The sequence below is a fragment of the Corynebacterium gerontici genome (genome assembly GCF_003813985.1).
GTDB classification, from domain to species: Bacteria; Actinomycetota; Actinomycetes; order Mycobacteriales; family Mycobacteriaceae; genus Corynebacterium; species Corynebacterium gerontici.
Window position 1 is genome coordinate 1,551,784 of record NZ_CP033897.1, and the last position, 25,332, is coordinate 1,577,115.

General features: G+C 58.0%; 22 protein-coding genes. 5 read left to right on the forward strand and 17 right to left on the reverse strand.

The annotated features are described in order from the left end of the window. Window positions 1-3: 3 nt before the first annotated feature. From murD to CGERO_RS07290, 10 genes are all read right to left on the reverse strand, one after another. Complete coding sequence (gene murD, locus CGERO_RS07245; RefSeq protein ID WP_123934625.1) at window positions 4-1,374, reverse strand: UDP-N-acetylmuramoyl-L-alanine--D-glutamate ligase; 1,371 nt, start codon at window positions 1,372-1,374, stop codon at window positions 4-6. 4 nt (window positions 1,375-1,378) lie between these two features. Then, complete coding sequence (gene mraY, locus CGERO_RS07250) at window positions 1,379-2,479, reverse strand: phospho-N-acetylmuramoyl-pentapeptide-transferase (protein WP_123934627.1); 1,101 nt, start codon at window positions 2,477-2,479, stop codon at window positions 1,379-1,381. Continuing rightward, window positions 2,476-3,957: a UDP-N-acetylmuramoyl-tripeptide--D-alanyl-D-alanine ligase gene (locus tag CGERO_RS07255; RefSeq protein WP_123934629.1), complete on the reverse strand. Its 1,482-nt coding sequence runs from the start codon at window positions 3,955-3,957 to the stop codon at window positions 2,476-2,478. Before CGERO_RS07255 ends, mraY begins: the two co-directional genes overlap by 4 nt. Further along, a complete protein-coding gene (locus CGERO_RS07260) occupies window positions 3,954-5,471 on the reverse strand; it encodes a UDP-N-acetylmuramoyl-L-alanyl-D-glutamate--2,6-diaminopimelate ligase (RefSeq protein WP_123936035.1) in 1,518 nt (505 codons plus the stop codon). Before CGERO_RS07260 ends, CGERO_RS07255 begins: the two co-directional genes overlap by 4 nt. A gap of 97 nt (window positions 5,472-5,568) precedes the next feature. Then, entirely contained in the window at window positions 5,569-7,392 is a 1,824-nt protein-coding gene (locus tag CGERO_RS07265; protein WP_123936037.1) for a peptidoglycan D,D-transpeptidase FtsI family protein, read from the reverse strand. A 218-nt stretch (window positions 7,393-7,610) separates the two neighbouring features. Further along, a complete protein-coding gene (ftsL, locus tag CGERO_RS07270; protein ID WP_245998805.1) occupies window positions 7,611-8,348 on the reverse strand; it encodes a cell division protein FtsL in 738 nt (245 codons plus the stop codon). 33 nt (window positions 8,349-8,381) lie between these two features. Then, window positions 8,382-9,371, reverse strand: coding sequence for a 16S rRNA (cytosine(1402)-N(4))-methyltransferase RsmH (rsmH, locus tag CGERO_RS07275; protein ID WP_123934631.1), 990 nt, complete (start codon window positions 9,369-9,371; stop codon window positions 8,382-8,384). 148 nt (window positions 9,372-9,519) lie between these two features. Then, entirely contained in the window at window positions 9,520-9,951 is a 432-nt protein-coding gene (gene mraZ / locus CGERO_RS07280) for a division/cell wall cluster transcriptional repressor MraZ (protein ID WP_123934633.1), read from the reverse strand. A gap of 417 nt (window positions 9,952-10,368) precedes the next feature. Beyond that, entirely contained in the window at window positions 10,369-10,743 is a 375-nt protein-coding gene (locus CGERO_RS07285; RefSeq protein WP_123934635.1) for a DUF3040 domain-containing protein, read from the reverse strand. A 177-nt stretch (window positions 10,744-10,920) separates the two neighbouring features. After that, entirely contained in the window at window positions 10,921-11,334 is a 414-nt protein-coding gene (locus CGERO_RS07290; protein ID WP_123934637.1) for an SAV_6107 family HEPN domain-containing protein, read from the reverse strand. A 199-nt stretch (window positions 11,335-11,533) separates the two neighbouring features. On the opposite strand from CGERO_RS07290, the gene CGERO_RS07295 reads away from it, so the two are divergent. Then, complete coding sequence (locus CGERO_RS07295; RefSeq protein WP_245998806.1) at window positions 11,534-12,106, forward strand: GNAT family N-acetyltransferase; 573 nt, start codon at window positions 11,534-11,536, stop codon at window positions 12,104-12,106. Window positions 12,107-12,128: 22 nt separating this feature from the next. Here the strand turns inward: CGERO_RS07295 and CGERO_RS07300 are convergent, their stop codons facing one another. Next, window positions 12,129-13,109, reverse strand: coding sequence for a methylenetetrahydrofolate reductase (locus tag CGERO_RS07300; protein ID WP_123934639.1), 981 nt, complete (start codon window positions 13,107-13,109; stop codon window positions 12,129-12,131). Window positions 13,110-13,358: 249 nt separating this feature from the next. Between CGERO_RS07300 and CGERO_RS07305 the strand changes: the two genes are divergently transcribed. Together CGERO_RS07305 and CGERO_RS07310 are read left to right on the forward strand one after the other, a co-directional pair. Next, window positions 13,359-14,483 carry a polyprenyl synthetase family protein gene (locus CGERO_RS07305; RefSeq protein WP_123934641.1) on the forward strand — a complete coding sequence of 375 codons (1,125 nt, stop codon included), beginning with the start codon at window positions 13,359-13,361 and terminating at the stop codon, window positions 14,481-14,483. A gap of 2 nt (window positions 14,484-14,485) precedes the next feature. Then, window positions 14,486-15,970, forward strand: a complete 1,485-nt coding sequence (locus CGERO_RS07310) for an alpha-(1->6)-mannopyranosyltransferase A (RefSeq protein WP_123934642.1) — start codon at window positions 14,486-14,488, stop codon at window positions 15,968-15,970. On the opposite strand, the gene CGERO_RS07315 is transcribed toward CGERO_RS07310, so the two are convergent. Then, complete coding sequence (locus CGERO_RS07315) at window positions 15,967-16,335, reverse strand: Rv2175c family DNA-binding protein (RefSeq protein WP_123934644.1); 369 nt, start codon at window positions 16,333-16,335, stop codon at window positions 15,967-15,969. The two genes, CGERO_RS07310 and CGERO_RS07315, sit on opposite strands and share 4 nt — an antisense overlap. Window positions 16,336-16,441: 106 nt before the next feature. Between CGERO_RS07315 and pknB the strand changes: the two genes are divergently transcribed. Further along, window positions 16,442-18,724: a Stk1 family PASTA domain-containing Ser/Thr kinase gene (gene pknB / locus CGERO_RS07320; protein ID WP_123934646.1), complete on the forward strand. Its 2,283-nt coding sequence runs from the start codon at window positions 16,442-16,444 to the stop codon at window positions 18,722-18,724. An 82-nt stretch (window positions 18,725-18,806) separates the two neighbouring features. On the opposite strand, the gene CGERO_RS07325 is transcribed toward pknB, so the two are convergent. After that, a complete protein-coding gene (locus tag CGERO_RS07325) occupies window positions 18,807-20,195 on the reverse strand; it encodes a class II 3-deoxy-7-phosphoheptulonate synthase (protein WP_164470280.1) in 1,389 nt (462 codons plus the stop codon). Between the two features lie 63 nt (window positions 20,196-20,258). After that, on the reverse strand, window positions 20,259-20,783 hold the full coding sequence (locus tag CGERO_RS07330; protein WP_123934650.1) for a polyadenylate-specific 3'-exoribonuclease AS: 525 nt from the start codon (window positions 20,781-20,783) through the stop codon (window positions 20,259-20,261). A 124-nt stretch (window positions 20,784-20,907) separates the two neighbouring features. Between CGERO_RS07330 and CGERO_RS07335 the strand changes: the two genes are divergently transcribed. Continuing rightward, window positions 20,908-22,167 (forward strand): glycosyltransferase 87 family protein, encoded by a 1,260-nt coding sequence (locus CGERO_RS07335; RefSeq protein ID WP_164470281.1) that lies wholly within the window; start codon window positions 20,908-20,910, stop codon window positions 22,165-22,167. On the opposite strand, the gene CGERO_RS07340 is transcribed toward CGERO_RS07335, so the two are convergent. From CGERO_RS07340 to CGERO_RS07350, 3 genes are all read right to left on the reverse strand, one after another. Continuing rightward, window positions 22,164-23,309, reverse strand: a complete 1,146-nt coding sequence (locus tag CGERO_RS07340) for an acyltransferase family protein (RefSeq protein ID WP_164470282.1) — start codon at window positions 23,307-23,309, stop codon at window positions 22,164-22,166. The genes CGERO_RS07335 and CGERO_RS07340 overlap by 4 nt on opposite strands. 216 nt (window positions 23,310-23,525) lie before the next feature. Then, entirely contained in the window at window positions 23,526-24,251 is a 726-nt protein-coding gene (locus CGERO_RS07345; protein WP_123936041.1) for a lysophospholipid acyltransferase family protein, read from the reverse strand. A gap of 98 nt (window positions 24,252-24,349) precedes the next feature. Continuing rightward, window positions 24,350-25,312, reverse strand: coding sequence for an ROK family protein (locus CGERO_RS07350; RefSeq protein ID WP_123934656.1), 963 nt, complete (start codon window positions 25,310-25,312; stop codon window positions 24,350-24,352). Between the last annotated feature and the right edge of the window lie 20 nt (window positions 25,313-25,332).

Genomic DNA, 25,332 nt, shown 5'->3' on the forward strand with positions numbered 1-25,332 from the left:
CTCCTAAGTTGCGGCGGATTCGCCTTGTGCTTCAACAATGTATCGGGCGAACAGATCTCCCCGCTGTGCCATGCCGGTGTACATATCCAAACTTGCGGCTGCCGGAGCGAGCACAATGGCATCGTCTGAACCTGCCTGTTTGACTGCCCATCGAGTGACTTCGCGCATCGCCACATCAGGATCGTCACTATCACTGAGCATCACCTGGACGTGCGGTGCCAATCGAGCCAACGCATCAGCAATGATCCGTCGATCCTGCCCCAAGAGTGCGGCAGCTTTGAGTCGGTGCGCATGGGTACGGATCAACTCATCCACGCTCGCGCCCTTCAACTGGCCACCGGCAATCCACACGAGGCGCGAAAAGCCCGCAAGTGCTGCGTCAGCGGCGTGAGGGTTGGTGGCCTTGGAGTTGTCTATCGCGCGCAGCGCTGAGCCTGCGACCTGCTGGCCGCGGTGCCCTGCGACCTGGAATTCGGATAAGGCAGACGCGATTGCAGCGGCCTCAACGCCCATCGCGCGCGCCGCTGCTGCGGCGGCGAGGGCATCGTAAAGTCCCGCAGGTCCAGCCGGTTGAATGCCCTCCGCCGGCGCCAAAAACACGTGTTCATCACCGAAAGCGCAGCTCACCAGCGCACCGTCGGCGATCCCCAGCTCACCAGCATCCGGTGATGCTAAGCCGAACCCCACCGTTGATGCATGAGCGAAGCGCCACACCTCCGGATCATCCTTGCCGGCAATACTGATTGGCGCCCGCAACACCTTGGCTTTTGCCTCGGCATAGGCTTGGAAGCTGCCGTGCCAATCAATGTGATCGTCCGCCAAGTTCAGCAACACACCCACATCTGGAGTCAGTTGCTCGGACCAGTGCAATTGAAAACTCGAAAGCTCAGCAACCAGCACATCGACGCGCGACGCGGTCAACGCATCGGCTACCGAAACGCCAATATTGCCCACCGCCTGTGCCTTGAAGCCACCTGCTTGCATCATGGATGCCAACATGGCGGTGGTAGTGGTTTTACCGTTAGTGCCGGTGACTACCATCCATGTCCGCCGCGGACCAAAGACCTCAGCGCGATCAAGACGGTACGCCAGTTCAACGTCACCAATCACGGGAATTCCCCGCTGCTGCGCGGCTACCAAGAACTCAGCATCTGGCCGCCACCCTGGCGAAGTCACAACCAGATCGGCGTGGTCGAGTAACGCAGGATCGAGTACCGCAGTGGGCACATTTGCGGCGCGCTCAAGGGCTCCCGCGGAATCGTCGACAAGCAAGAAATCCGCACCAAGGTTGTGCAGCAACGTTGCGGTGCCAATACCGGACACTCCGGCGCCGGCGACCAAGATCTTGCCCCGGAGTACTTCTGGAAGCGTCATGAAGTTACACCCCCGCTAAGGAGAGCCACTCGCCGTAGAAAATCGCCGAGCCGAGCATGCCGAAGATCAACGCGAGCAACCAGAAACGAATTACCACTGTCGTTTCAGCCCAATTGAGGTGCTCGAAGTGGTGGTGCAGAGGTGCCATTTTGAACACGCGCTTGCCAGTGGTCTTAAAACTTGCAACCTGGATCACCACGGACGCTGCCTCGGCAACAAAGAGCAAACCAATCACAATCATCAGCAGCTCGGTGCGTGAAGCCACGGAAATGCCTGCGACGAGTCCGCCGAGCGCTAGCGAGCCAGTGTCGCCCATGAAAATCTTTGCCGGAGCCGCATTCCACCACAAGAAGCCCAAGCAAGCACCCAAGCCCGCAGCGGCCAACACAGCCAGATCCAGCGGATCTCGTACGTTGTAACATCCCGGCTCCGCACCAGCGGTACAAGAGTTGCGATACTGCCAGAACGTGATCAGGGTGTACACGCCCATCACCACCGCGGTAGCACCCGCTGCAAGACCATCAAGGCCGTCGGTGAGGTTCACTGCGTTGGACCACGCCGAGACCAGAATGTAGATGAACGCCAGGAACACGATCATGCCGATGAACAGCGGGCCAACGGCAAGGTCGATCGTGCCGATGTCTCGCAGGAAGCTGAGGTGGGTGGAACCCGGAGTCAGACCTGCTTCGTCGGGGAATTGCAGAATCAGCACGCCAAAGATCATGGCGGCGGCGAATTGGCCGATCAGCTTAGCCTTCTTATTCAGCCCTAGGTTGCGGCCCTTGAAGAGTTTGATGAAGTCATCGGCAAAACCGAGACCGCCTAGCGAGAGCATCAAGAACATGACCACCGCGCCAGTCGCGCTGAAGCCACCGTTGCCAGTCACTTCGCCATAGATGCCCGTGACCAAGTACGAAACACTGATCGCCGTGATAATGGCAATACCACCCATCGTGGGTGTGCCACGCTTGCGGAGGTGAGACTTTGGCCCTTCCTCGCGGATTTCTTGACCAATGCCTTCCGCGCTAAAACGCTGAATCAGCACCGGAGTAAGCAGCACTGAAACCAACAGTGCCACCGCGGCGGAGATGATGATTTGCATCACTTGTCATTCACCTGCAGTTCGGATTGTTCATTTGCATTTGTGTTCAGAAGGCTTTCTGCGACCTGCCAAAGCTTAAAAGCGTTCGATGCCTTGACCAAGACGGTGTCCGCATCACGCAGCACCGGATCGATGGCGGTGGCTGCGTCCTCGTTGCTGTCCACCACGGCGATGGTGAGCTGCCCTGCAGCATCAGCGAGCGCGCGTGCATCTTCGTTGTTTCCAACCACGACGACGCCCCGAATACCGATCTCTTTCAGCTCCGCGCCGAGCGCGCGATGCGCTTCAATGGCATCTTCACCGAGTTCCCCCATGGGACCCAACACCGCGAAGGCGCGGCCACCGCGGGCTTGGGCAGTGCTCACCGCGGCGCGCAGCCCTGCGCGCATGGATTCCGCGTTGGCGTTGTACGCGTCATCGATCACGATGAGGCCATCGCTCCGGTGGTGTACGTCCATGCGGTGGGCAGAAGCACCCTGATGAGCGCGCAACGCCGTCAGGATGAGATCCAACTCGAGTCCCGCGGCAAGGGCGGCGGTGATAGCGGCCAGGGCGTTCGAAACCTGATGTTCACCACTGACCTGTAAGTTCACTTCCGCGTCCCCTTGGGGTGTGCGCAGCGAGAAACTGGGGCGCGCCAACGCATCGAGACGAATGTTGCTTGCCTGCACGTCCGCATCCTCACCTTGTCCGAAACGCCACACTTGCGCCTGAGTGCGGTCAGCCATGACAGCGACGTGCGGATCATCGGCATTCAAAACGGCATGGCCATCCGCGGGAAGCGCCTCGACGAGCTCTCCTTTGGCTTGAGCAATAGTTGCCTGCGATCCAAATTCCCCTAGATGAGCGCTGCCGACATTGAGCACCACACCAATCTTCGGTGGCGCAACTTCCGCCAACGCCGCGATATGCCCGACACCGCGCGCGGATAACTCGCTGACCAAATAACGGGTGTCTTGCGTACAGCGAAGCACTGTGTAGGGGTGCCCAATTTCGTTGTTGAATGAACCAGGAGGAGCTACGGTGTCACCAGTAGCCCGGAAGATACTAGCCATCATGTCCTTGGCCGAAGTTTTCCCGGCCGATCCAGTCACACCAATCACCGTGAGTCCGGGGGCAAGCGCGTCACAGAGGTTCCGCGCCAAAGCGCTCATGGCGGCAATAACAGCCGCCGCAGCGCCCGTGGCATCATGTGCCGTGGCATAAGCATTTGAGTGGCCTGAATCCACGGGCGCAACGATGACTCCCGGCACGCCGACGTCTCGGAACAACAAAGCACCTGCGGCGCCTTGCTCCATTACCGCCTGAGCAAAATCGTGCCCGTCAACTCTCGCGCCTTGCAGCGCCACAAACAGATCACCGGGCGCCACTTGGCGGGAATCGAATTCCACACCACCTGTGATCTGCTCTTCGCCGGTGGCGTTCTCGCTCAATTGGCCACCAACGGCCTTGGCAATCTCGCTGAGGTTCATTGGAATCATTGTCGGCCCTCCTGCTTTTCGAGGCGGAGTTCAATGGCCTCGCGTAGTGCTTCGCGGTCATCGAAGTGGTGTTGGACTCCGGCCACGAGTTGTCCCACTTCGTGGCCTTTGCCGGCGATCACGATGGCGTCGCCAGGCTCAGCCCACTGCACAGCGCGGGCGATGGCCTCGGCTCGATCGCCGATTTCGATGACCTTCGGCATCGCTTCGGCGCTAGGCTGAGCGCTCAAAGCTTGCTGGGCACCTTCAATGATGGCCGACCTGATTTGCGCCGGATCTTCGTCACGCGGATTGTCGTCGCTGACGATCAGCAAATCGGCTCGCTTGATCGCCTCTGCGCCCATCACGGGACGCTTAGACACGTCACGGTTACCACCCGCGCCGAGGACCACCCCCACTCGCCCGGGCACCTGCGCGCGAATAGTGTCCAGCACCGCCGCAACAGCAGCCGGTTTGTGCGCATAATCCACTACTGCGACGAACTCTTGGCCAGCGTCTACCCGCTCCATGCGTCCAGGAACGCCCACGCCTGCAATCCCTTTTGCCACTGCTTCAGGGTCCACGCCGATTTCCGCAGCGAGCGCCAGCGCCAAACTAGCGTTGGTCACGTTGAAAGCCCCTGGCATGTTCAGATCCACGGAGATGCTTTGGCCTTCGTGAATGAGCGAGAAATGCTGCGTACCAGCGGCGCGCACCTCCACCTGACTGACTACGTAATCGGCGTGCTTGTTCGCGTTCGTGCTCAAGGACTTCGGAAAGCGCGCAATATCGAGCATCGCTTCACCCCAGGCATCGTCAATGCAAATAACCGATTTCGGTGCACTCAACGCGGATTCGGCGGCAAAAAGCTTGGCCTTAGTATCGAAGTAATCCTGCATCGTCGGGTGGAAATCCAGGTGATCCTGAGTAAGGTTTGTGAACCCCGCAACATCAAAGTCCACTCCTCCAACGCGACCCAAAGAAAGCGCGTGGGAGCTTACTTCCATCACCACATGGGTCACGCCTTCTTCGACCATCAGGGCAAAAAGCTGCTGCAGTTTCGGAGCCTCGGGCGTGGTGAGCTGGGTGGGGATCTTCCGACCATTAATCCGGGTGCCAGTAGTACCGATCAGCCCAACGCTCAGTCCCGCATGCATCAATCCCGCTTCGAGCAGGTAGCTGGTGGTTGTTTTTCCAGAGGTTCCGGTAATTCCGACGATGGTGAGGCTTTTCGACGGTTCCCCGTACATCACGGAAGACACAGCACCCAAGATGGCGCGGATATCGTCGACCACGATGACCGGGCGTTGATCACCGTTTTGCTGGAGGATTTCGTGCCCTTCGCGATCCGTCAAAATGGCGGCAGCATTGGTATCTGCCGCGTACTTGGCACCGTGGCTGCGGGTTCCAGGAAGCGCGGCAAACACAGCTCCCTGAGGCAGCTCTTGGGAATCCAAACCGATCCCTTGGAACTGCACATCAGCATCGCCAAAGACTGCGCCGCCCGCGATCTCTGCTACTTCTTTCACCCGCATGCTCACGCGATGCTCCCTTCCGAATGCGATGTGCCGACACTTTGAGGCCAAAGTGTTAAGGCTAGCACCGCTGCTCTATCGACGACATGGCCGCTGATCATCGTGCCTCCAACACCAATTGGCCTTCTGGCGGAGGCGAAAGCGGAACATTGTCTCTGTTAAGCAACCACGACGCAATGTCGTGGAACAGCGGCGCCGAGGACTGTCCGCCTTCACCGTGCACACCACGTTTTGGTTGATCCAACATGATGGCAATGACGTAGCGGGGATTATCGGCCGGCGCGATACCAGCGAAAGTAATCCAATACATGGAGTTGGAGTACGCGCCGGTGTTCGGATCTACCTGCTGCGCCGTTCCAGTTTTGCCGCTAACTTGATAACCCTCGATGGCCGCTTGCGGCCCGGTCCCCTGCTGTACGCCGGCTGGATCATCCTGAGCAACCGCACGGAACATGTTGCGAACGGTTTTGGCTGTTGCTGGCGAAACAGCTTCAACACTGTCTGGCTCCGGCTGCTCAATCGTGTTGCCAGAAGCATCTTCAACCGACTCGATGATGCGAGGTTCAATTCTGGTGCCGTCATTAGCGATGGTCTGGTACACACCCGCCATCTGCAAAAGAGTCCAGGACATTCCCTGCCCGATGGGGAGGTTAGCGAAGGTGCCACCCGACCATTGGGAAAGGTTCGGGAGCAAACCGGCGGACTCGCTTGGCAATTCGATGCCCGTGGTTTGTCCGATACCGAACTTCAGCAGCAAATCATTGAAGCGCTTTTCACCGAGCCTTTGGGCAAGCATGAGCGTGCCGACGTTCGAGGACTTACCAAACACACCGGTGGTGGTGTACGGCGCGACGTCGTGCGCCCAAGCGTCACGAACGTTTACACCAGACATGTCGATGCTCCCGGGAACTTGGAGCACCTCATCCGGGGTGGTCTTGTTATCTTCGATCGCCCCGGCAGCGGTGATCACCTTTGCCACCGATCCTGGCTCAAAGGGTGCAGAAATGGTGGTGTTGGCAAAGGTTTTGCCCTTGTCTAACTGCTTTTCAATGTCCCCATTCGGGTTGATAGTGGCCGAATTCGCCATGGCCATAACCTTCGCCGTCTTAGCGTCGAGAACCACAGCGGACGCGCTTTTGGCTCCCGAGTTGGCTACGGCCTGCTCAACCTGCTGCTGCACGTATGTCTGCAGATCAAGATCGAGCGTGAGCGTGACTTTCGCGCCATCGGTTGCGGGGATATTGTCCCGCATCGTGCCCGGAATGACCACGCCGTCGGGCGAAACGTCATACGTTTGACGTCCGTTCACACCTGCAAGGATGCCGTCATTGGAGGCCTCGAATCCGAATTGTCCCTCGCCATCCTGGCTGATTTTGCCAATGACGTTTTCGGCAATTGCCCCGTTCGGGTACTGGCGAATGCTCTGTAGGTCAGCCGCGATACCCGGGAAATCCTTGGCGATCTGTTCGGCAACGTCGGGGTCGACGTTGCGAACGAGCACCTGGTAGGTGGAATCGGACTCCAACTTGTTCTTGATTTCTTTGGCATCCACCTCGGCGCTCGAGGCACCAGCTTTTTCAATCGCCTTTGGGATCTCTTTTGAGTAGCGCTCTATCTCTTGCTTAACTGCCTCGTCGAGACGCCTATTACGCTCTTGCTCACTGAGGTCGTAATACTCCCCGCTTTCTTGCAGTTTGAATTCTGCACGAGTGCGCATTTCTTTACGCAATACCACCGGCGCTGCAGTCAGCGATCGCGCTTGCATGGTGTACGCGAGCTGCTGGCCCCGAATATCGGAGATTTCACCGCGACGTGCGGGATCAACAAAGACACGGGTGCGCTGTTCCGAGGCCTTTTCGCTGAGATCCGGCCCCCACACCAACTGCACCCACGCAAGCCTTCCAGTAAGCACAATCGCCATGGTGCTACCAATTGCTACGGCGGTCTTGAGCCTTCTTTGCAACAGGGTTCGTTGCTTGCGTGGTTTCTTCGGTGCGTTGAACTTACGCTTGATCGCCGCGTCATCATCCTGGGGGCGTGGGGTGCGCTGCCGCGATGCCCTGGATTGTGAACGGGAGCCACCCGAACGCGCGTTTCGGGGTTGGTGCCCGTCGCGGGGGTCGTTCGAGTAGTGATCCACTAGCGAGCCTCACCTCTTGTGTCTTGGGCTGGTTGCGGGGGCGCAGGGGGAGCCTGCGGCGCTTGGCCCGGGTACGGCGCTAGCGTAGCGCCATTTGGTGCGGTATTGCCGGAACGTGGCGCCGTTTGGTTAGGAACAGCGTTGAGCTGATCGCTTATCTCCTTAGTCTTTTCCGGATTCGACGATGCCGCCCGGGAACGAATCACATCACCATTGATGTCAACAATCGGGCGCGTGAGGTCGGAAGCGGGGCGTTGCTCAAACACTTGGCCTTGAGGGTCAGTGGCCAGTACACCGGGCTGATCCGGCACCACCATGTTCATCTCTGCAGCACGTTTTGCCAGTTCACCCGTGGAGCTCACGTTTGCCAAATCACGTTGGAGCGTCTCAATTTGGTTGCCCAGGGTGGCCTCTTGCCCGCGAAGTTCCTGAAGCTTGAAGGACTGCGCTGTTGTCATGCCGGACAACCCCATGGCGACACCGACACCCACGACCAGCACCAATGTCAGCGTGATCACGAAGCGAATGAGTCCACGGTCAGCCTTCTTCTGGCTAATTCGACGCCCGCGATGGCTAAACACCTGCTGGGATCCAGGTTTGTGCTGGAAGCGACGGCGAGTCTTGCTGGGCTGGAGGGTTCGGGCACCACGGGCGGGCGCCTCCATCGTGGAAGTTGGCGTGCTGAAGTCGCGGGAGGTGTGACTCGATGTGCGGCGTGTGCCTTGCGTCATCGTCATGGTGCTGGCTCCTTCGGCTGATCCTGCCGGGGGTTAAATTGCTTCGATCGCGCGAACGCGAACAGATGCTGCTCTTGGGTTTTGGTTAATTTCTTCTTCAGATGCCTTTTCAGCGCCGCGGGTGACAACGCGAAACTTCGCCTCGTAACCCGGTAACTCCACCGGCAGTCCTGGTGGTGAGCTGGAAGTCGAAACCTCCTGGAAGTAGCGTTTGACCAGCTTGTCCTCCAGCGATTGATACGCCATGAACACTGCACTGCAGCCGCGTGCGAGCCTCTCGCACACCGCAGGAAGCGCTAATTCAATACTTTCCAGCTCCTTGTTCACCTCGATGCGTAACGCCTGGAACGTTCGTTTTGCTGGGTGTCCACCGGTTCTTCTGGTGGCTGCCGGGATGGTGTTGTACAAGAGTTCAACGAGCCGCGCCGAAGTCTCAAACGGAGCTTTTTCTCGCTCCTTAAGCACAGCACTTGCGATTTTTCCGGCGAAGCGTTCCTCGCCGTACACCTTGAGCACCCTTGCCAAATCACCGTGAGAGTAAGTGTTGAGCACTATCGCGGCGGTCAGTGAAGAGTTCGGATCCATGCGCATGTCCAGTGGTGCGTCCACGCGGTATGCGAAGCCACGCTCTTCTTCATCGAGCTGCATGGAGGAAACACCGAGATCAAAAAGTGCTCCCCCCAGACCAAAGTCGATCGCCTTCCGAGCGGCCTGGTTGCCCTCCTCAGCAGCTTCCTGCATCGGGTCGGCAAACTCGTCAAATCGGCAGTGCAACGCGAGAAAACGGTCACCGAAGGGTTCGAGGCGCGCGCGGGCGTCGACAAGCGATCGGGTATCCCTGTCAAGTCCGACCACGCTGGCTTGGGGAAAGCGTTGCAGGAAGTACTCGCTGTGTCCACCGGCACCAAGCGTGCCGTCAAGGATGACAGCGCGCTCCCCCATCGCTTCCACACCCGGCGCGATGAGCTCTGCAACTCGGTCGCGCATGACTGGGACATGGCCGTGATGCGTGGGTTGCGTCATGCCTATCCCCCTGCCTTCCAAGTCAATCGCTAAAAGTATTGCGCGGGGCGCACATAGATCCCCACCCGAGGCAGCTCTGGTATCGGGGAAGTACACCAGAGCCAGCCTCGAGCAGAGGTCTTACGTACACTCCGCAGATTGCCGCTGTTTAGATCAAGTCGCCCAAGAACTCACCCTCGGCCGCAGCGAACGCAGCCTCGGTCTGCTCCTGGTAGGCATGCCATGCCTCGGCGTCCCAGATCTCGAGAAAATCCACTGAGCCGATCACGACGCATTCCTTTTTCAACCCCGCATATTCGCGATGCGGTACCGAAAGCGTGATGCGCCCCTGCCCGTCTGGGCGTTGCTCATCGGCGCTAGCGGCAAGGTTGCGGATGAACGCTCGGGCTTCAGGATTTGTGCGCGACACTGCGGCGGCTTTGCGTGCACGTGCGGCGAACTCCTCGCGTGGATACACAGCCAGGCTGTGATCCTGCCCTTTTGTCACCATGAGCCCTCCCGCAAGTTCATCGCGGAACTTGGCGGGCAGGGTGAGGCGGCCTTTGTCATCCAGTTTCGGGGTGTAGGTACCGAGAAACATTGAACGACCCACCTCCCAACCTGCTGTGTGACTCTGCGGATCTTCCCTTGTTTCACACCAGCCACATTGCTATCGCCAGTGATCTACTGTCGCCCACCTTACCCCACTTTCCCCCACCGACAACAGCAACAACACCAACTTTTCCAAAGCAATCTACACAAAACCGCTTTAAGCAGGATAAATAACCAGTCAAACCTGTGGGGAATGATGCATCTCGACTCGATAATGAACGGAAAAAGCGCGACACTTGAGGCCGTATCCCTCGTCAACATTCGAGCATTTCGCATAAGGGCCGAAAACGAGGGTTCAAACTTAAAGCATTGTGGGGGAAAGTGGAGGATCGGGGAGGGCATGAGAAAAACCCGGCGTCACTTCACAGTGAGCACCGGGCAATTGAAGGTAACGAAGTTACCTGACCTAGCTTTCAAAGCGTCGGCGGAAATTCTCCTCCATCTTGTTGGCGATACCGCCTTTTTGCGCTGGGGCTTTTTCACGCGGCTTTGCGGGCCGCTTGCGCGATTGCACTTTGCCGCCACCTCGGAGCATCCAGATCGCACCACCCAGCATAACGAGGAACCCCAGAACGCTCAGAGCAACAAACATGAGATTCGACTGGGCAAGTGCTATGCCACCCACGAGCATAACTAAGCCGATAACCACTACAGCAATGCCCCGCAACGAGAGCCCAGCACCGGCGCTGCGTGATACCGATTTTCCAAATTTAGGATCTTCGGCCATGAGCGAGCGTTCGATCTCGTACAGTGCGCGCTGCTCCTGCTCTGAAAGTGCCACGTTGTGCCTCCGGAAAAGTGTTAGTGGGCCCATCTCCATCAGCTACACGAGCCGATGCCGATCACGAGTTCATACTACCCTGCTCATGGATCAACACGCCGTTGGAGATTGATCATTCACAGTGTCCAACGCTCGACACCGCGTGGAAGTTCCCCGCTTCCTATTCCGCTTTCAAGATTAAGCCGCGAGCGATTCCCCATATTGCACCGCGACGGCAAATTCGCGCACCTTGGCCATCAGCTCCTCAACTTCTTCCACCTTAAGCTCCACACTCAAGCCCATGGACACCCGAGAACGTAACTGGGCAATCTCATGGAATTGTTCAGCCCAACCAACACCAGCCGCACCAGTTAGCCTCAATTGCTCCCACATCGATCGCGGTTTTCTCACACGTCGCGCAACGGGTGTCTGCGCAACCCACGCCCCAGCTACTCGCAGCGCAGCACGATAGGCGTATTCGAGCCCCACTGCGCTGTCTTTACGCTCCAGCATCAATGCTGCCTCTCGCAGCAAAGCCTCCGCGCTAGCGAGCAATTCCCCACTCCTACCCACGCGTTGGACTCCGGTGGTGGCAGATACAACGGCATTCATCACGTTCATCCTTTTCGCTTTTGTTGTCGCACGATTCTTACGTGGTGTTTGTATCCAGCACCCTAAAGCCCAACCCCCTACCCCCCCCCTACCTCAGAATTAGAATCTCTGTTCGGATCGCGCCGGAGGCTTACATGTTTTGGCCAATCGCATCTTCTTTTTGCCCCATGAGCAAAGAAATCATGATTCGATAAAACGCGTGAGTTATTCCATCCTCGATCTGCCACCCGCGGCTTTCTCCACCCACGCAGCAACCCTGGTGGATCTCTATATCGAGGCGATGGGATATCCCAGAAGCTTGAAGTCGCGCGCGGTTCACTCTTGGCGCTCCGCCGTGATGGAAGCAGGATTTGTAGCGTGCTGCGCCGTCAGTGGCGAAGAACTGCTGGGAGTCACGTACGGCTTCTTGGGCAGGCCAGAGCACTGGTGGTATCGCCAACTGAGCCAAGGCTTAAGGCAACAACACCCACATACCAATCCCTTGGAGCCGCCGGCACTGTGGCTGAGAAATTATTTCGAGCTGGCAGAAATACACGTTAGCCCACACCACCAGGGTCGGGGCATCGGACGCGCCTTGCTCCAGCACGTCCTCAACCAGGTTCACTCCCCCAACATCTTGTTATCTACACCAGAAGTTCCAATGGAATCGAATGCCGCATTCGGGCTTTATCGATCACTGGGATTCGAAGACATGCTCAGGCATTTCCATTTCGCGGGCGACGCCCGCCCCTTCGCGGTACTTCGCGCCCCAAGCCAGCACGCAACCCAATAGTCACTTCGAACAGGCACCACACCTAGCGCAGTGCGTCGTGCCCCAACTCCGTGCCCCACGCTGGCGCCATGCCAAGATTGTGAAGCACTTCTTGCGTCGCCCGAGCAAAATTCATGGTCATGAAATGCAGATCAGGCACGCCCTCTGCGATCAGACGCTCCACCATTTCAGTGGTGATCTCAATGCCAACCTTGCGCACTTCATCCTGGCCGCTTTCAGCAGCCAACTGCTCAGCCCGCAGTAATCTTCGGCGGAGGCCCTCTGGAAGAGTGGCACCGGAAAGTTCGATTTGGCGTTTCACCGAACGGATACTCGTAATAGGCATCACCCCTGGAATAACCGGCTTAGCGCCGTGTTCCGGGTCGGCCTCTACCAGACGATCGCGGAGCCGCAAGAAATAGTCCACATCAAAGAACATCTGCGTGATAGAGAAATCAGCTCCAGCGCGCAGTTTCTTCAACGTCATTTCGGTGTCCTGTTCAAGGTTTTCGCAACGGAAATGCCCTTCAGGGAAACTGGCGATACCAACCTGAAAGTGTTCGCTCGCACTGAATCGTTTACTCAGCTCAATGAGGTCACTGGCGTATTCCAATCCCCCCTCGGTCGCCTCCCACGGCCCCAGAGGATCGGCGCCGGGCGGATCTCCCCGCAATGCCAGCAGATTGGACAAGCCAGCATCTGCATAGTCCTGCAAAATCTGCTCGAGTTCCTCAGTGGTGTGATTCACCAACGTGAGATGCACCAGTGTGGTGAGTGGATGCTGAGCCAGCTTCTTTGCTACTCGCAGCGTTCGCTCGCGGCTCGACCCACCCGCGCCGTAGGTGACGGAGACGAAGGCCGCGCCAAGGTCATGAAAATCAACAGCAGCATTCCACAACCTTGCCTCTGCAGCGTCGTCCCTCGGAGGCATGAACTCCACGGAAAAAGGCACAATTCCGGGTGGAGTATCTGCGATAACGTCGGTGATTGGGCGCTGAAAACGCGCTGGCGCGGGAGTGGGCATGGGTGCAGAGTGTAGAAGAAGCTGCAGCTATTTCGCGCCTATTCCAACAAAACACCTGGCAATTTCATTCATCGATACGGTATTTCTTATGCTTTACGGGCGCTATGATTCCGCTGGACGTCGAAAAGCTAAGCCGTCTGCTACACCTTTCAACCTCTAACATAGGGTAGAAAGCAACAACCGCCGCTGTCGCGGATCTCCGCGTTGCTGGTCCTTGAGCCCCGAAGTGAAAGGTCGTGCCCGCACACGATGGCCGAAGCAAATCCGAGTGCAGAAGCGCTCAATTTGAGCCGACTGGTCGAAGACGTCGAACAAACTCTCCGGCAATACTTTGAACTGCGCCAACCCGAACTGGAACGCATCGGCCCACCCGCAGTGCAAGCTGTCGATTTCCTGCGCAGCCTCGTCTTCGGCGGAGGAAAACGCATTCGCCCCGCTTACACCGTCGCCGGCTTCCTCGCCGCGGGTGGCACCACCAACGCCGACGCTGAGCTCGGCTACGACGCCCTGCTGCAAGTAGCCAGCGCATTCGAGCTGATCCAGGCCTGCGCCCTCGCACACGACGACGTCATCGACGCGTCCGACACCCGCCGAGGCCAAGCAACCATTCACCGTGCCGCAGAAGCCCATCACAGGGAAAATGGATGGCACGGCGAATCCGCGCACTTCGGCGAGTCAGTAGCTATTCTGGCCGGAGACCTAGCGCTGGCATGGGCCGATGACATGTTCAGCACAGCCGATGTTTCACCGCAGCGTCTCGTGGATGCCCTGCAAGCATGGCGTTGCATGCGCACCGAAGTGATCGGTGGCCAACTCCTGGACATTTTCCTTGAATCTGAGGGCAGCGAAAGCCTCGAACTCGCCAACAACGTCAATCGCTTCAAATCCGCTGCGTACACCATCGAACGCCCTCTCCATGTCGGGGCGTGCCTGGCAGGCGGCAGCCCCGAAATCATTCGAGTGTTACGGCAATACGGCCGCGACATTGGCATCGCATTTCAGCTTCGCGACGATCTCCTCGGCGTGTTCGGCGACCCAGCAAAAACCGGAAAACCTGCCGGGGATGATTTGCGCGAAGGCAAGAGGACCGTGCTGGTCACCCGCGCTATCCAATTGTCGACTGAGGCCGGAGATGCGGCCTGCGCAGCGATGATTCGCGAGCAGGTGGGCAACGTAAACGACCCTGAGCAGATTCAGGCCCTGGCTCAGCACATTAAGGAAACCGGCGCCGTTGAGGAAGTGGAGCAGCACATCGACGAGCTCACCGATCGCGGCATCGCCAGCCTCGATGCTGCTCGCCAACTCGGTGCGCCGGCAGAGGCGATGGCTCTGCTGGAAGTGCTCACCGAACTCGCTACAGCCAGAAAGTTCTAGCAATGGCATCGCCCAGCACTGCGCCTGCACCACCAAGAACGGGGTTCGACAGGATCAACCACACCCGTCTCGGCATCATCGCATCGATGCTCATGTTCGTGGGGTCCTTTGGTGGCGGCGCGATTCGCCATCGAGGCGGTCTGCTGGAGGCGCTGCACTGGGAATTCCTTGCTTATGGCCACGGGGCCGGTTTTTCCAACATCACCTTCTGGGTGGGAACCGCACTGTTTGTTGGGGCTTGGTTCTTGCTTGGCCGTCGCGTTGTCGCTGGCCAAACCAATGCCGCTGAGCTGACCCGAACGCTGTGTTGGTGGGTTTTGCCGCTGGTGTTCGCAGCACCCATGATGTCCCGCGACATTTATTCCTATCTCATGCAGGGAGCCCTGCTCCGCGATGGTTTTGACCCCTACACTCAGGGCGCATCAGCCAATCCTGGAGACCTGCTCTTTGAGGTGTCACACGATTGGCGCAACACCACCACCCCCTATGGCCCGCTTCACCTGTGGATCGGCAAAATCATCACCACCATATTCCCCGGCAGTATCGCGGCGCAGATTGCCGTTTTTAAAATCCTTTCGGTCCTCGGCTTTGCGACGATCGCGTGGTCCGTTCCCCGCATCGCCACCATGATTGGGGGCGATCCCGCCTTCGCGCTCTGGCTGGGTGTCCTCAACCCCGTCATGGTGTTTCATCTGATTGGCGGGATGCACAACGAGGCAATCATGGTTGGCTTGGTCAGCGTTGGGCTCGTGGCCGCTTTGCGTGGGCGCTTCTTCCTCGGCGTCTTGCTAATAGCCATCGGTATGTCGCTGAAGGCCACAGCGGCCATCGCCTTGCCCTTCGTGGTGTGGATCGTGGTGGCTCGGGCTACGGGTCGAGCACAGAAACTCAAGACCTTCTGCTTTTATGCCATCGCCGGGGCGATTGAAACAATCGCAGTGCTCGCTGTGGTGACGTGGCTCTCCGGGGCCTCCTGGGGATGGATCGAGGCGCTCACCGGCAACTCAAAGGTGATTAATCCCCTAGCACTACCTTCACTGATCGCGGGAATCGCGGCGAGCGTCGGTGGCCTCTTCATCGAGCCCTTCCCCTACAACGCAGTGCTGGCCGTGGTGCGAGCCATCTGCATGATCGCAATGGTGATTGGGTTGGTGGTTTGTTGGTGGATCTTCCGCAAGACACAACGCGACGCCATCAAAGGCACCACGGCTGCCTACACCGTGGCGTTCATCTTCAACGCCGTCACCCTCCCGTGGTACTACGCTAGCGTGCTGTCCATCTTGGGCACATTCAAGATGCAACGACCTTTACGCTCTTTTGTCATCGGCGCATCCTTTGTCGTGGCGATGGCGTTTACGGGCAGTGGAAACCACCAGCTTTACAACCCTGTATGGATGACGATCCTAGTGCTCATCGCTTGGTACATGACCCGCGAAATCCACCGCTGTGCCCGGCCGAAAGATCAAGGCCAGGCCCAAGAGAGCTAGAGCGCTGCCGCCTGGGCGCGGCGCATCACTTCCCGAGCCAGATGGCCGTGCAGCGCATCGATCGGGCGGCCCGGCAGGGAGGAATCTTCAGTGAACAGATACTGGAAGATTTCCTCATCGGAATACCCGCCGTCGGATAGCAATGCAATGCAACCGGGGACGAACTTGTTGGTTGTGCCCTTGGCGGAAAGAAATGCCTCAGGGATCATCTTCACGCCATCTTTGACCACCACGATGAGTTTGTGCTCGCCAATGAGGTCATATACGCGGGTGACGGGCAGATTAAGGCGCTCTGCGTAGTCGGGGACGGTGAGCAAAGGCTCATCTTCGTCCAACACCTTCCAGGAAACTTTTTCTGAACTCACCTAGCCAAATCTAGTGCTTTATGGCCCAGATGCAATCTAGGCAAAATGGCGCCACCGCCGATGCCTAGTTCGCAATAGCTAACGCCTATCCCCCATACTGTTATTTATGGCAGAGCTGAACACTGGCGATCTCCTCGATGCGCGTTACCGAATTGAAGCCCCCATTGCCCGGGGAGGCATGTCCACGGTGTACCGCTGCCTCGATATCCGCCTTGGGCGGCTGGTTGCAGCGAAAGTGATGCACCAGCATTTTGTCGACGACCCGGTGTTCCGCCAACGATTCCAACGCGAAGCTCGGTCCATGGCTCAGCTTTCGCATCCCTGCCTGGTGGGCGTGTACGACTTCTCCGCAGATCACGACGAAGTCTTCCTCATCATGGAGCTGATCACCGGAGGCACCCTGCGAGAGCTGCTAGCAGAGCGCGGACCTATGCCTCCCCACGCAGCTACTGCTGTCATGCGCCCAGTGCTGACCGGCCTCTCGGTGGCGCACAGCGCTGGAATGATTCACCGCGATCTCAAACCAGACAATGTGCTCATCAACGCCGATCATCGGGTGAAGCTCGCTGATTTTGGCCTTGTGCGCGCAGCCTCGAAGGCTCAAGCCACGAGCAACCAAATCGTTGGCACTGTCAGCTATCTTTCACCAGAGCAGGTCACGGGCGAGGAACTTACTCCCGCAAGTGACGTATATTCCGCTGGCATCATGCTCTTTGAGCTGCTCACCGGCACCACCCCCTTCGGTGGCGACACGCAACTTGCCCACGCATATGCGCGCCTCGATCACGACGTTCCCGCACCGAGTTCGCGCATCGCAGGAGTTCCCTCCCTGGTGGATCATCTGGTGGCAACGGCCACTGCACGAAATCCAGAAGATCGCTTCAGCGATGCCGAGGAATTTCTTCAAGCTCTAGAAGATGTAGCCGCTGAGCTCGCACTTCCAGCATTTAAGGTGCCCGTGCCCCAGGACGCGGCCGCGCACCGCGCATCAGCTTCGATGTCGGCGCCGATAGGCCCCACCGATTTGCTCACCACCGACCTTCCGCGGGAAGAAGATCCGACGACCATCGTCAATGAGCCTTTCCACAACTACGACGCTACCCCGCAGTCGGATGAGACTTCGATTCTTCCCGGCGGATCAGTTGAGGAGGATCTGCATACCCGCCAGTTCGAACCGGTTCAGCCCGAGACTGCGGCGCTTGACCCGCAACCGCCCATCGCGCCGCTTCCGGCTCCGGTACAGCAGGCATCGCCGGCCTATCCGCAGCGCCCGCAAGAGCCAGCTATACGCCAGCCTGCGTCCTCGCCTCCCGTCACAAACCGTTCGCCGTGGAAATTCGCTGTCTGGGCAATCCTGGTGCTTTTCATCACCGCAGGCATCGCCATTGGCGCTTGGTGGTTTGGATCCGGTAGGTATGGGGAAATCCCGCAAGTACTAGGGATGGATCAAGTAAACGCCGCGGCTGTCACACAAGATGCTGGGTTTCCCAGCGTCGTGGAACAGCAGTACTCAAATGAACCCGAAAACGCGGTGATCCAAACCATGCCGGAAGTAGGATCCAGGGCTGTGAAAGGCGACACCATCACCTTGGTGGTTTCGAAGGGACAACCGGAAGTGCCAGCCGTTCCGCCGAGCCGAACTATCGCGGACACCACCAACGTCTTGCGGGGAGTCACCCTCAGCGTCTCGGGGCAGGAACAGGAATTTCACAGCTCCATCCCCGCGGGCCAGGTGATCAGCACCGACCCAAAAGCCGGAACCACCGTACCTGCTAATAGTCAGGTACGTTTGAAAATTTCAAAAGGCCCCGCACCAATCAAAATCCCAAGCGTCCGGGGCGATAGCGCTAGTGATGCACGCACGCGGTTGGAACGCGCCGGATTGAAGGTGACGGAAATCGAGCAGTTCGACGCCGAAGTTGAAGGTGGCGACGCCATCGAAACCGATCCACCCTCGGGCACGGCGGTACCGAAGGATTCAACGGTGACGCTAAAAGTTTCCACGGCTGTAGAAGTTCCCAATGTAGTTGGGAAATCGCAGCAGGAAGCTCAGCGTGAGCTGGCTGAAGCAGGCGTGCGGATAGGACGCATACTCACCTCCACTACGTTGAGCGGGGATCGCCCCGATGAGGTGGTGGCCATGAGCCCATCGGCCGGCACCCTGCTGGACCCAGCAACCGCAGAAGTGGATCTGGAGCTGCCCGGGGAGGTCAAAGTGCCAAGCGTGTTAAACAAGAAGCTTGGAGATGCCATCAGAATTCTTGAAAATGCCGGATTCGTGGTCGATGTAGATTCCACGAACAACGCGGCCCGCGTTTATTCCCAGAGCCCCCGTGGCGGTAGCGCAGCGCCCGGAAGCACAATCAAGCTCAAGGTGATTGGAACTTAAACAAGGTAGCGCAAACCACTGCACAGAAAAACCGCGCCCAGCCTTATCACTCAGGCCTCGGCGCGGCTTGTTTCTTCTGTGCTTAAGAGCGAAGCATTTCTGCCACGAGGAACGCCAGCTCCAGGGATTGCTGGGTGTTCAAGCGTGGATCGCAAGCAGACTCGTAGCGCCCCGGCAGGTCGATATCCGTGATGTCCTCCGCACCACCCAGGCACTCGGTGACATTTTCGCCGGTGAGCTCGATGTGGATGCCACCCGGGTGGGTTCCCAATGCACGGTGTACTTCGAAGAAGCCCTGCACTTCGTCAATAACCTTGTCAAAGTGGCGGGTCTTGTACCCATTGGAGGCAGTGTGCGTATTGCCATGCATAGGATCGGACTGCCAGATCACCTTGTGTCCGGAGTTTTCCACGGCGGCAATGATGCCAGGAAGCACGCTGCGGATCTTATCGTGCCCCATACGCGCAACCATGGTGAGGCGGCCGGGCTCGAAATTGGGATCGAGCTTGTCCGCGTAAGCCACGGCCTCTTCGGGCGTGCAGGTGGGGCCGATCTTGATGCCGATGGGGTTGGAGATCATCGCGGCGAAATTGACGTGGAAATCATCAATGCCACGGGTACGCTCGCCGATCCAAAGTTGGTGAGCGGAAAGATCGTACAATTCCACCTCGCCGTCGTCGTTCTTGGCAAGGCGCAACATGGCGCGCTCATAATCCACCACCAGGGCTTCATGGGAGCAGTAGATGTCTGCTGCGCGCAGCGTATCGTCACGCACGCCGCAGGCGTTCATGAAGTCGAGTCCACGCTCGATCTCTTGCGCCAGCGCCTCGTAGCGGGCACCAGCCGGGGACTTCGCCACGAACTCACGGTTCCACTCGGTCAGGCGCGAAAGGTCCGCGGTTCCTGAAGTGGTAAGAGCGCGCACCAGGTTCATTGCCGCAGAGGAGTTCGCGTAAGCGCGGATCATGCGGGCTGGGTCGTGACGTCGGGATTCCTCGGTGGCTTCCACGCCGTTAACCAGGTCGCCGCGGTAGTTCGGCAAACCGTTGCCGTCGAGGTCAGAAGAGCGGGGCTTGGCGTATTGGCCAGCAATACGAGACATCTTCACAACGGGCGTGGAAGCACCGTAGGTGAGCACCACAGCCATCTGCAGCAGAGTCTTGACGTTTGCGCGAATGTGCGGCTCGGTGTTCGATTCGAAGGTTTCGGCACAGTCGCCGCCTTGAAGCAGGAAAGCTTTGCCATTGGCGACGTCGGCAAGCTGCTGCTTGAGGGTCCGAATCTCGGGTGCAACCACCACCGGCGGCACGGATTCGAGGATTTTGCGCACGTTATCCGCCATCTGGCGATCCCAGGTGGGCTGCTGCTTAGCATCGCGGGAGATGACGTCGTCGAAACGCTGCTGCAACCCGTCTGGCAGCGGCGGCAGGCTCGGGAGCACTTCTTTGGGGATATCTACTGTCCAACTCACACTCATATGTGTAGCACGAGCACGCAATATTCCCTATGCCCGATCCCCCTTTTCAGCGCTTTTCTAGCTTTTCGACGCCCCCACCCGCACCACATTGGCTGCATCCATGGGCAAAGCCTCCACACATGCCCGGAATTTTTGCAGGTTATGTCGCGCATCGACCAACGCGTCATGGCTGCCCTCTGGCACACCTGGTAATGAGGGCTTGCCGGCCATTTCCCAAAGCTGCTTCAGCTCGCGAGTGTAGTGGGGCAGTTGTTTTGGCATCGAGCGCATATCGCCCCACAGTTGCGCAAGCACGACATGGTCATAGGCTCCCACCCAGGCCCACAACTGCGGACGCTGATCCACCCGGGTCAAGAACTCCAGCACCTCACGCCTAATCGTGTCGCGGGATTTCCACGCCTTATTTGAAGGGTTCGGCAATTTAGCTAAGACGTTTTCCCGAACCCAACGATTAGCCAGGTGATGATTCGCCTCAGTCGAGACCGCGTAGTACTCGCTGCCGTCTTCTCCAACGATGCCAATGGAAACGAGTTCAATGGTGGTTCCGTCCTCAATGAACTCGGTGTCGTAGAAATATCGCACAGCTTTTCCTCACAGGCTCCGATGGTGACTTGGGGCGTCGACAAGCTTGGCGCAACGCCCACCCAAGCCTAAACCACTGCCCCGAAGGCCTCACACACCGCGTCGAGCACTAGGATCAACGTGTGTGACCCAGCCTCAAACCCTGCATCAACTTCAACGAAGTGTCAGCAATCCCCTTATCATCGGCCTCGCCTGTGTTGTGTCGTTGGCGTGGTTCCTTTTCTGGAATCTCTCCCCCACGCTGTACGCCGTTCCGTTTGGAACCCTCAGCGTGGATGAATGGTTCCACTACCACATCGATTTCGACGTCTACCGTGAAGGCGCCAAAGCCTACCTGGCTGGGGATAACCTTTACACCAGGGATTACTCCGTGTGGGGCATAAATTTGCCCTTCACCTATCCCCCGCTAGCGGCCATCGTATTCGCCCCTTTTACGTTGGTGCCCGTGAACACCGGCGGCGCGATCCTCAATCTCCTTAGCGCGTTGCTGCTGTGGCACGTGCTGTTCATGGTGAGCAAGCGAATCCTTCCCTCGTGGAGCACCAAGGCCCAACTCGGTTTGGCAACGGTCGTGTTCCCCTTGATGCTCGTGCTCGAACCGGTGCGTGAGACCATGAGCTACGCCCAGGTCAACATCGTTTTGATGTGGATGGTGGTCTTAGACACCGTTCCCGCGAACAAACGTCTCCCGCGCGGGCTCTTCGTTGGCCTCGCCGCAGCGATCAAGCTTACCCCCGCAGTCTTCGGTCTGTATTTCCTACTCAAGCGAGATTGGCGCGCTGCAATCACCTCGGTAGTCAGCGGTGTGGCAGCCAGCGCACTCGCCTTCTTCATGGCACCAACAAGCTCAAAAACCTATTGGCTTGAAACGCTGCACGACACCGGACGCATCGGTGTACTGGCATGGCCAAGCAACCAGTCTTTCAAGGGCGTGCTCTACCGCGCCGGACAGGAAGCTTCTGGTGTCTGGCTGCTGTTCGTGATCATCGGCATGCTCGCCATTGCTTATGCGATGTGGAGGATGATTCAACAGCGCAATGACGTCGCTGCCATCATGCTCAACTCTGCAGTGGCTCTGCTGTGCTCTCCCGTGTCCTGGTCACACCACTGGGTGTGGTTCGCACCTTCGCTGTTGGTGATCCTCGTGGCAGTAGTGCGCAGAAAAAGCTGGGCACTTGGAGGGGGATGGTTCCTCAGCGCCTTCGTCGCAGTCAGCTCACCGCATTGGGGAATGCCTCGAGAAAACGGCCTGGAGAATACTTGGTCGCTGCTTCAGCAGTTCCTGGGCAATGCTTATGTTTGGGTGGCAGTGTTGTGGATCGTCATCGCCATCTTCCTGCCCGCGAAACACGAACAGGTTGTCTTTGAACAACAACGCCCCTAGTTGCCACTTCCCACGGATGAAGGCTGCCCTTGTGCCCCCGCCTGGCGAGCGTCTGGTGTGCCCGCCCGGGGAGCGTCGCCTGGATGCCAGCGCCTCGCGATCGGGGCTACGAGGTGGTCGATGTGCGGTGGGAAAATCGTCCAACCGATGACGGGCACCTTGCTCAAGAATTGGAAAGCGAATGCGCCGAACACAGTCACTGGAATACAAAGCAGGATCCACGTATTGGTGTGGCCCATCAAACCTGTGGCATCAAGCCCAATGCCGCCGTCTCGATAGCGGAAGTAGTACCCAAATATCACCGTCAAGGCGATGGGGTGACTAATGTAAATGATCAACGTGTGACGGCCGATGCGCTGCAACATTTCACCGAGCAGCGGGATCTTTGCCAAACCAACCACCAATATGATGCCACCAGGAAGATGCAGCAACGTCGCCACGGTGCTCATCACCTGGGCCACATATGGGTCTTCAGTTCCCGCGAGGATCATAAGCAACTCACGGGCGCCGAAATAGCTCATCAGCCCCAATACCAATGCCCAAGGCTTAAACGCTTGTTCTGCAAATCGAGTAATCCACGGGCGGGCAAAAGCGCCGAAGAGGAAGCAGGGCAAGTACGTGGCAACCTTGGCCATCAGTGGTGGATAAGGCAACAATGGGGCGGCAAACAGTATTAGACCGAAGATCAACCATCGAGCCCAAGGTGGCACAAATTTGCATGCCCATAGCACCACAGTGAACAGTACGAGGGAATGCAAGAACCAGTACATATTGCTGGATTCCACAACCGACTCAACCAAATACTCTCGGTCGGGCATCGGTTTGTCTAGAAAGACGTGCCATTCCAGGTGTTTCAACCAAATTTCAATCGGAGCCCAAATCACATACGGGACTGCAAGAAACCAAATCCTCTTGGTGAAAAGCTCATAACAGCGGTAGCCCAGTACCTTCAGCGAAAAGAACCCACTGACGAGGAAGAACAGTGGCATGCGCAGCGGTGCGATGAGCTCATTCGCTTCAGCTGCAAAAGTCTTGTCCCCTTCAGGAACCGCCAGCGTGATGTGCAGCAGCACAACCCCCAAGATAGAGAGTCCCTTTGCCACGTCTGGCCAGGCCATTCGCGGCTTCAGCGTTTGAGACACCTCAGGCTCCTCGTCTTGGGTGGTCACAGGTTTTGGTACGGACGCAACCCAAGCCGGAGCACGGGAAAACACTGCAGGACAGGGGTGCAGTGAATTAGTGTATCCAAGCCAGCGGAAACTACCTAGACACTTGACGCAAAAGAGGGGATCCATACAGATCCCCTCAGATGTCGTGTCACGCCTTCCGGGGAGGCGCGAGCGGCGTCCTCTGGAATGTTATACGCCTTCGGGATATCCTCTGCCGGCCTCTAAAGCCGCTTTGACGTCGGCGGCATAGACATCGACGTATTCCTCACCAGCGAGATCCGCCAAAGTGTGCATAACATGATCGGTTAGGTAGCGGGTTGCCTCATAGCTTTCAGGGTCAAGGCCCTGCTCAAGAACAAACGCCCGAGGATCAATTGGCTCACCAATCCGCATGCGCACCTTAGCTGGCCGCGGGATCCAAGAACCTATTGGATTCGCCTTCCGCGTACCAATCATGGCAACTGGAATAACCTGCACACCTGTTTGCAGCGCGATGCGAGCCATGCCCGTTTTACCTTTGTAGACTCGTCCGTCCGGGGATCGCGTGCCTTCGGGATAGATCCCGAACAAATCCTCCCTTTCGAGCACCTCCGTCGCGGCCTCTAGCAGTTGATCGCCAGCATCAGCAGATCCGCGTTCGATCGGCACTTGACCAACGGAGGTGAAAAACCACTTTTGCAGCTTGCCCACGAAAGAGGTGTTCGTGAAATACTCGCTTTTTGCTGGAAAAGTAAGTTGGCGCTTGCACACCAGGGGGAAGTAGAAGGAATCCATCACCGCCTGATGATTCGACGGCAAAATAGCAGCACCCTTATCCGGAATCCTTTCTAAATGTTCCACCTCGGGGCGATTCCAGACTCGAAGCAGTGGACCAACAAGGACGTACTTGAATGCCCAGTACCACTTGTTCGGAATGTTGGTGCTTCCAAGGATGCTCATGGTTCGAGAATAGCCCAGCACGAAAGATTTTTTCAAAGAAAATAACCCCACCTCAGCTGGCCGGAGCTATCCGCTTAGCCCGCCTGAGGCTCCACACTTCGCAACGCCAGATCCGCCACTCCGATCATGCCCGCATCGCCTCCCAAGCTTGCACACCGCGCATCCGGCAAAGGCCGATGACCAGCCCCCACAATGGACTCCGCGAGGGCAGCCTTGGCCCGATCCATATATAAGTCACAGGCGCTAGCGACTCCGCCGCCGATAACGATGAGCCCAGGATCGAGCACGTCTGCCACAATCGACAGCGCCTTGCCCAACCATGTTCCAAAGTCCTCAAATACAGCAAGCGCGAGTTCGTCTCCTGCGCGCGCTGCATCCATCACTGCTTTTCCGCTAAAGTCCTCTGTTTCTCGCAGCACTGATGGTCTGTGTGGCTGTGCGTCGAGCATCTCGTGTGCGGTTTGCACCAACGCTGTACCGGAGCAGTAACGCTCAAGGCATCCACGTTTACCGCATGGGCACGGCCGTCCGTCTGGAACAACACAGAGGTGTCCAAATTCGGGCGCTGTACCGAACGCGCCACGATAGATCTCTCCCCCATTCATGAGGGTGGCACCAATGCCGGTGCCAACGGCGAAGAGCACCCAATTGTCCACGTCCTTCGCTGCCCCGTAACGGTATTCCCCCCAGGCGGCGGAGTTGGCATCGTGTTCCAAGCGCACGGGCAACTTGAGCGCTTCGCTAAGTTCCGCTCGAACGTTGCGGTCGCGCCACGGCAGATGAGGAGCAAAGCGCACGATCTCACAAGTGGGGTCTAGAAACCCCGCAATGGCAAGACCTACGCCGTTTACCTGATAACTTTCGCGCAGTTCATCCACCAACTCAACGATGCTTTGCTGCAGCGTGTTTGGATCTTTAGGTGTGTCTACTGATCGACGATCAATAATCGCGCCATCTCGAACCACCGCCGCCCGCAGGTTCGTTCCACCGATATCAAATCCAACGGTGACGGGGTGTTCCTGCACTGAGTGCGGCATGGTGGAGCCTTCTTCAACGA

Bases quoted from the DNA above. Each gene is read 5' to 3' on its own strand.
- CGERO_RS07350 (WP_123934656.1), bottom strand. From the start codon at position 25,312: ATGCCGCACTCAGTGCAGGAACACCCCGTCACCGTTGGATTTGATATC.
- mraZ (WP_123934633.1), bottom strand. From the start codon at position 9,951: ATGTTTCTCGGTACCTACACCCCGAAACTGGATGACAAAGGCCGCCTC.
- pknB (WP_123934646.1), top strand. From the start codon at position 16,442: ATGGCAGAGCTGAACACTGGCGATCTCCTCGATGCGCGTTACCGAATT.
- ftsL (WP_245998805.1), bottom strand. From the start codon at position 8,348: ATGACGATGACGCAAGGCACACGCCGCACATCGAGTCACACCTCCCGC.
- CGERO_RS07290 (WP_123934637.1), bottom strand. From the start codon at position 11,334: ATGAATGCCGTTGTATCTGCCACCACCGGAGTCCAACGCGTGGGTAGG.
- CGERO_RS07260 (WP_123936035.1), bottom strand. From the start codon at position 5,471: ATGCGGGTGAAAGAAGTAGCAGAGATCGCGGGCGGCGCAGTCTTTGGC.
- CGERO_RS07310 (WP_123934642.1), top strand. From the start codon at position 14,486: ATGGCATCGCCCAGCACTGCGCCTGCACCACCAAGAACGGGGTTCGAC.
- murD (WP_123934625.1), bottom strand. From the start codon at position 1,374: ATGACGCTTCCAGAAGTACTCCGGGGCAAGATCTTGGTCGCCGGCGCC.
- CGERO_RS07305 (WP_123934641.1), top strand. From the start codon at position 13,359: ATGGCCGAAGCAAATCCGAGTGCAGAAGCGCTCAATTTGAGCCGACTG.
- rsmH (WP_123934631.1), bottom strand. From the start codon at position 9,371: ATGACGCAACCCACGCATCACGGCCATGTCCCAGTCATGCGCGACCGA.
- CGERO_RS07255 (WP_123934629.1), bottom strand. From the start codon at position 3,957: ATGATTCCAATGAACCTCAGCGAGATTGCCAAGGCCGTTGGTGGCCAA.
- CGERO_RS07265 (WP_123936037.1), bottom strand. From the start codon at position 7,392: ATGGCGATTGTGCTTACTGGAAGGCTTGCGTGGGTGCAGTTGGTGTGG.
- CGERO_RS07300 (WP_123934639.1), bottom strand. From the start codon at position 13,109: ATGCCCACTCCCGCGCCAGCGCGTTTTCAGCGCCCAATCACCGACGTT.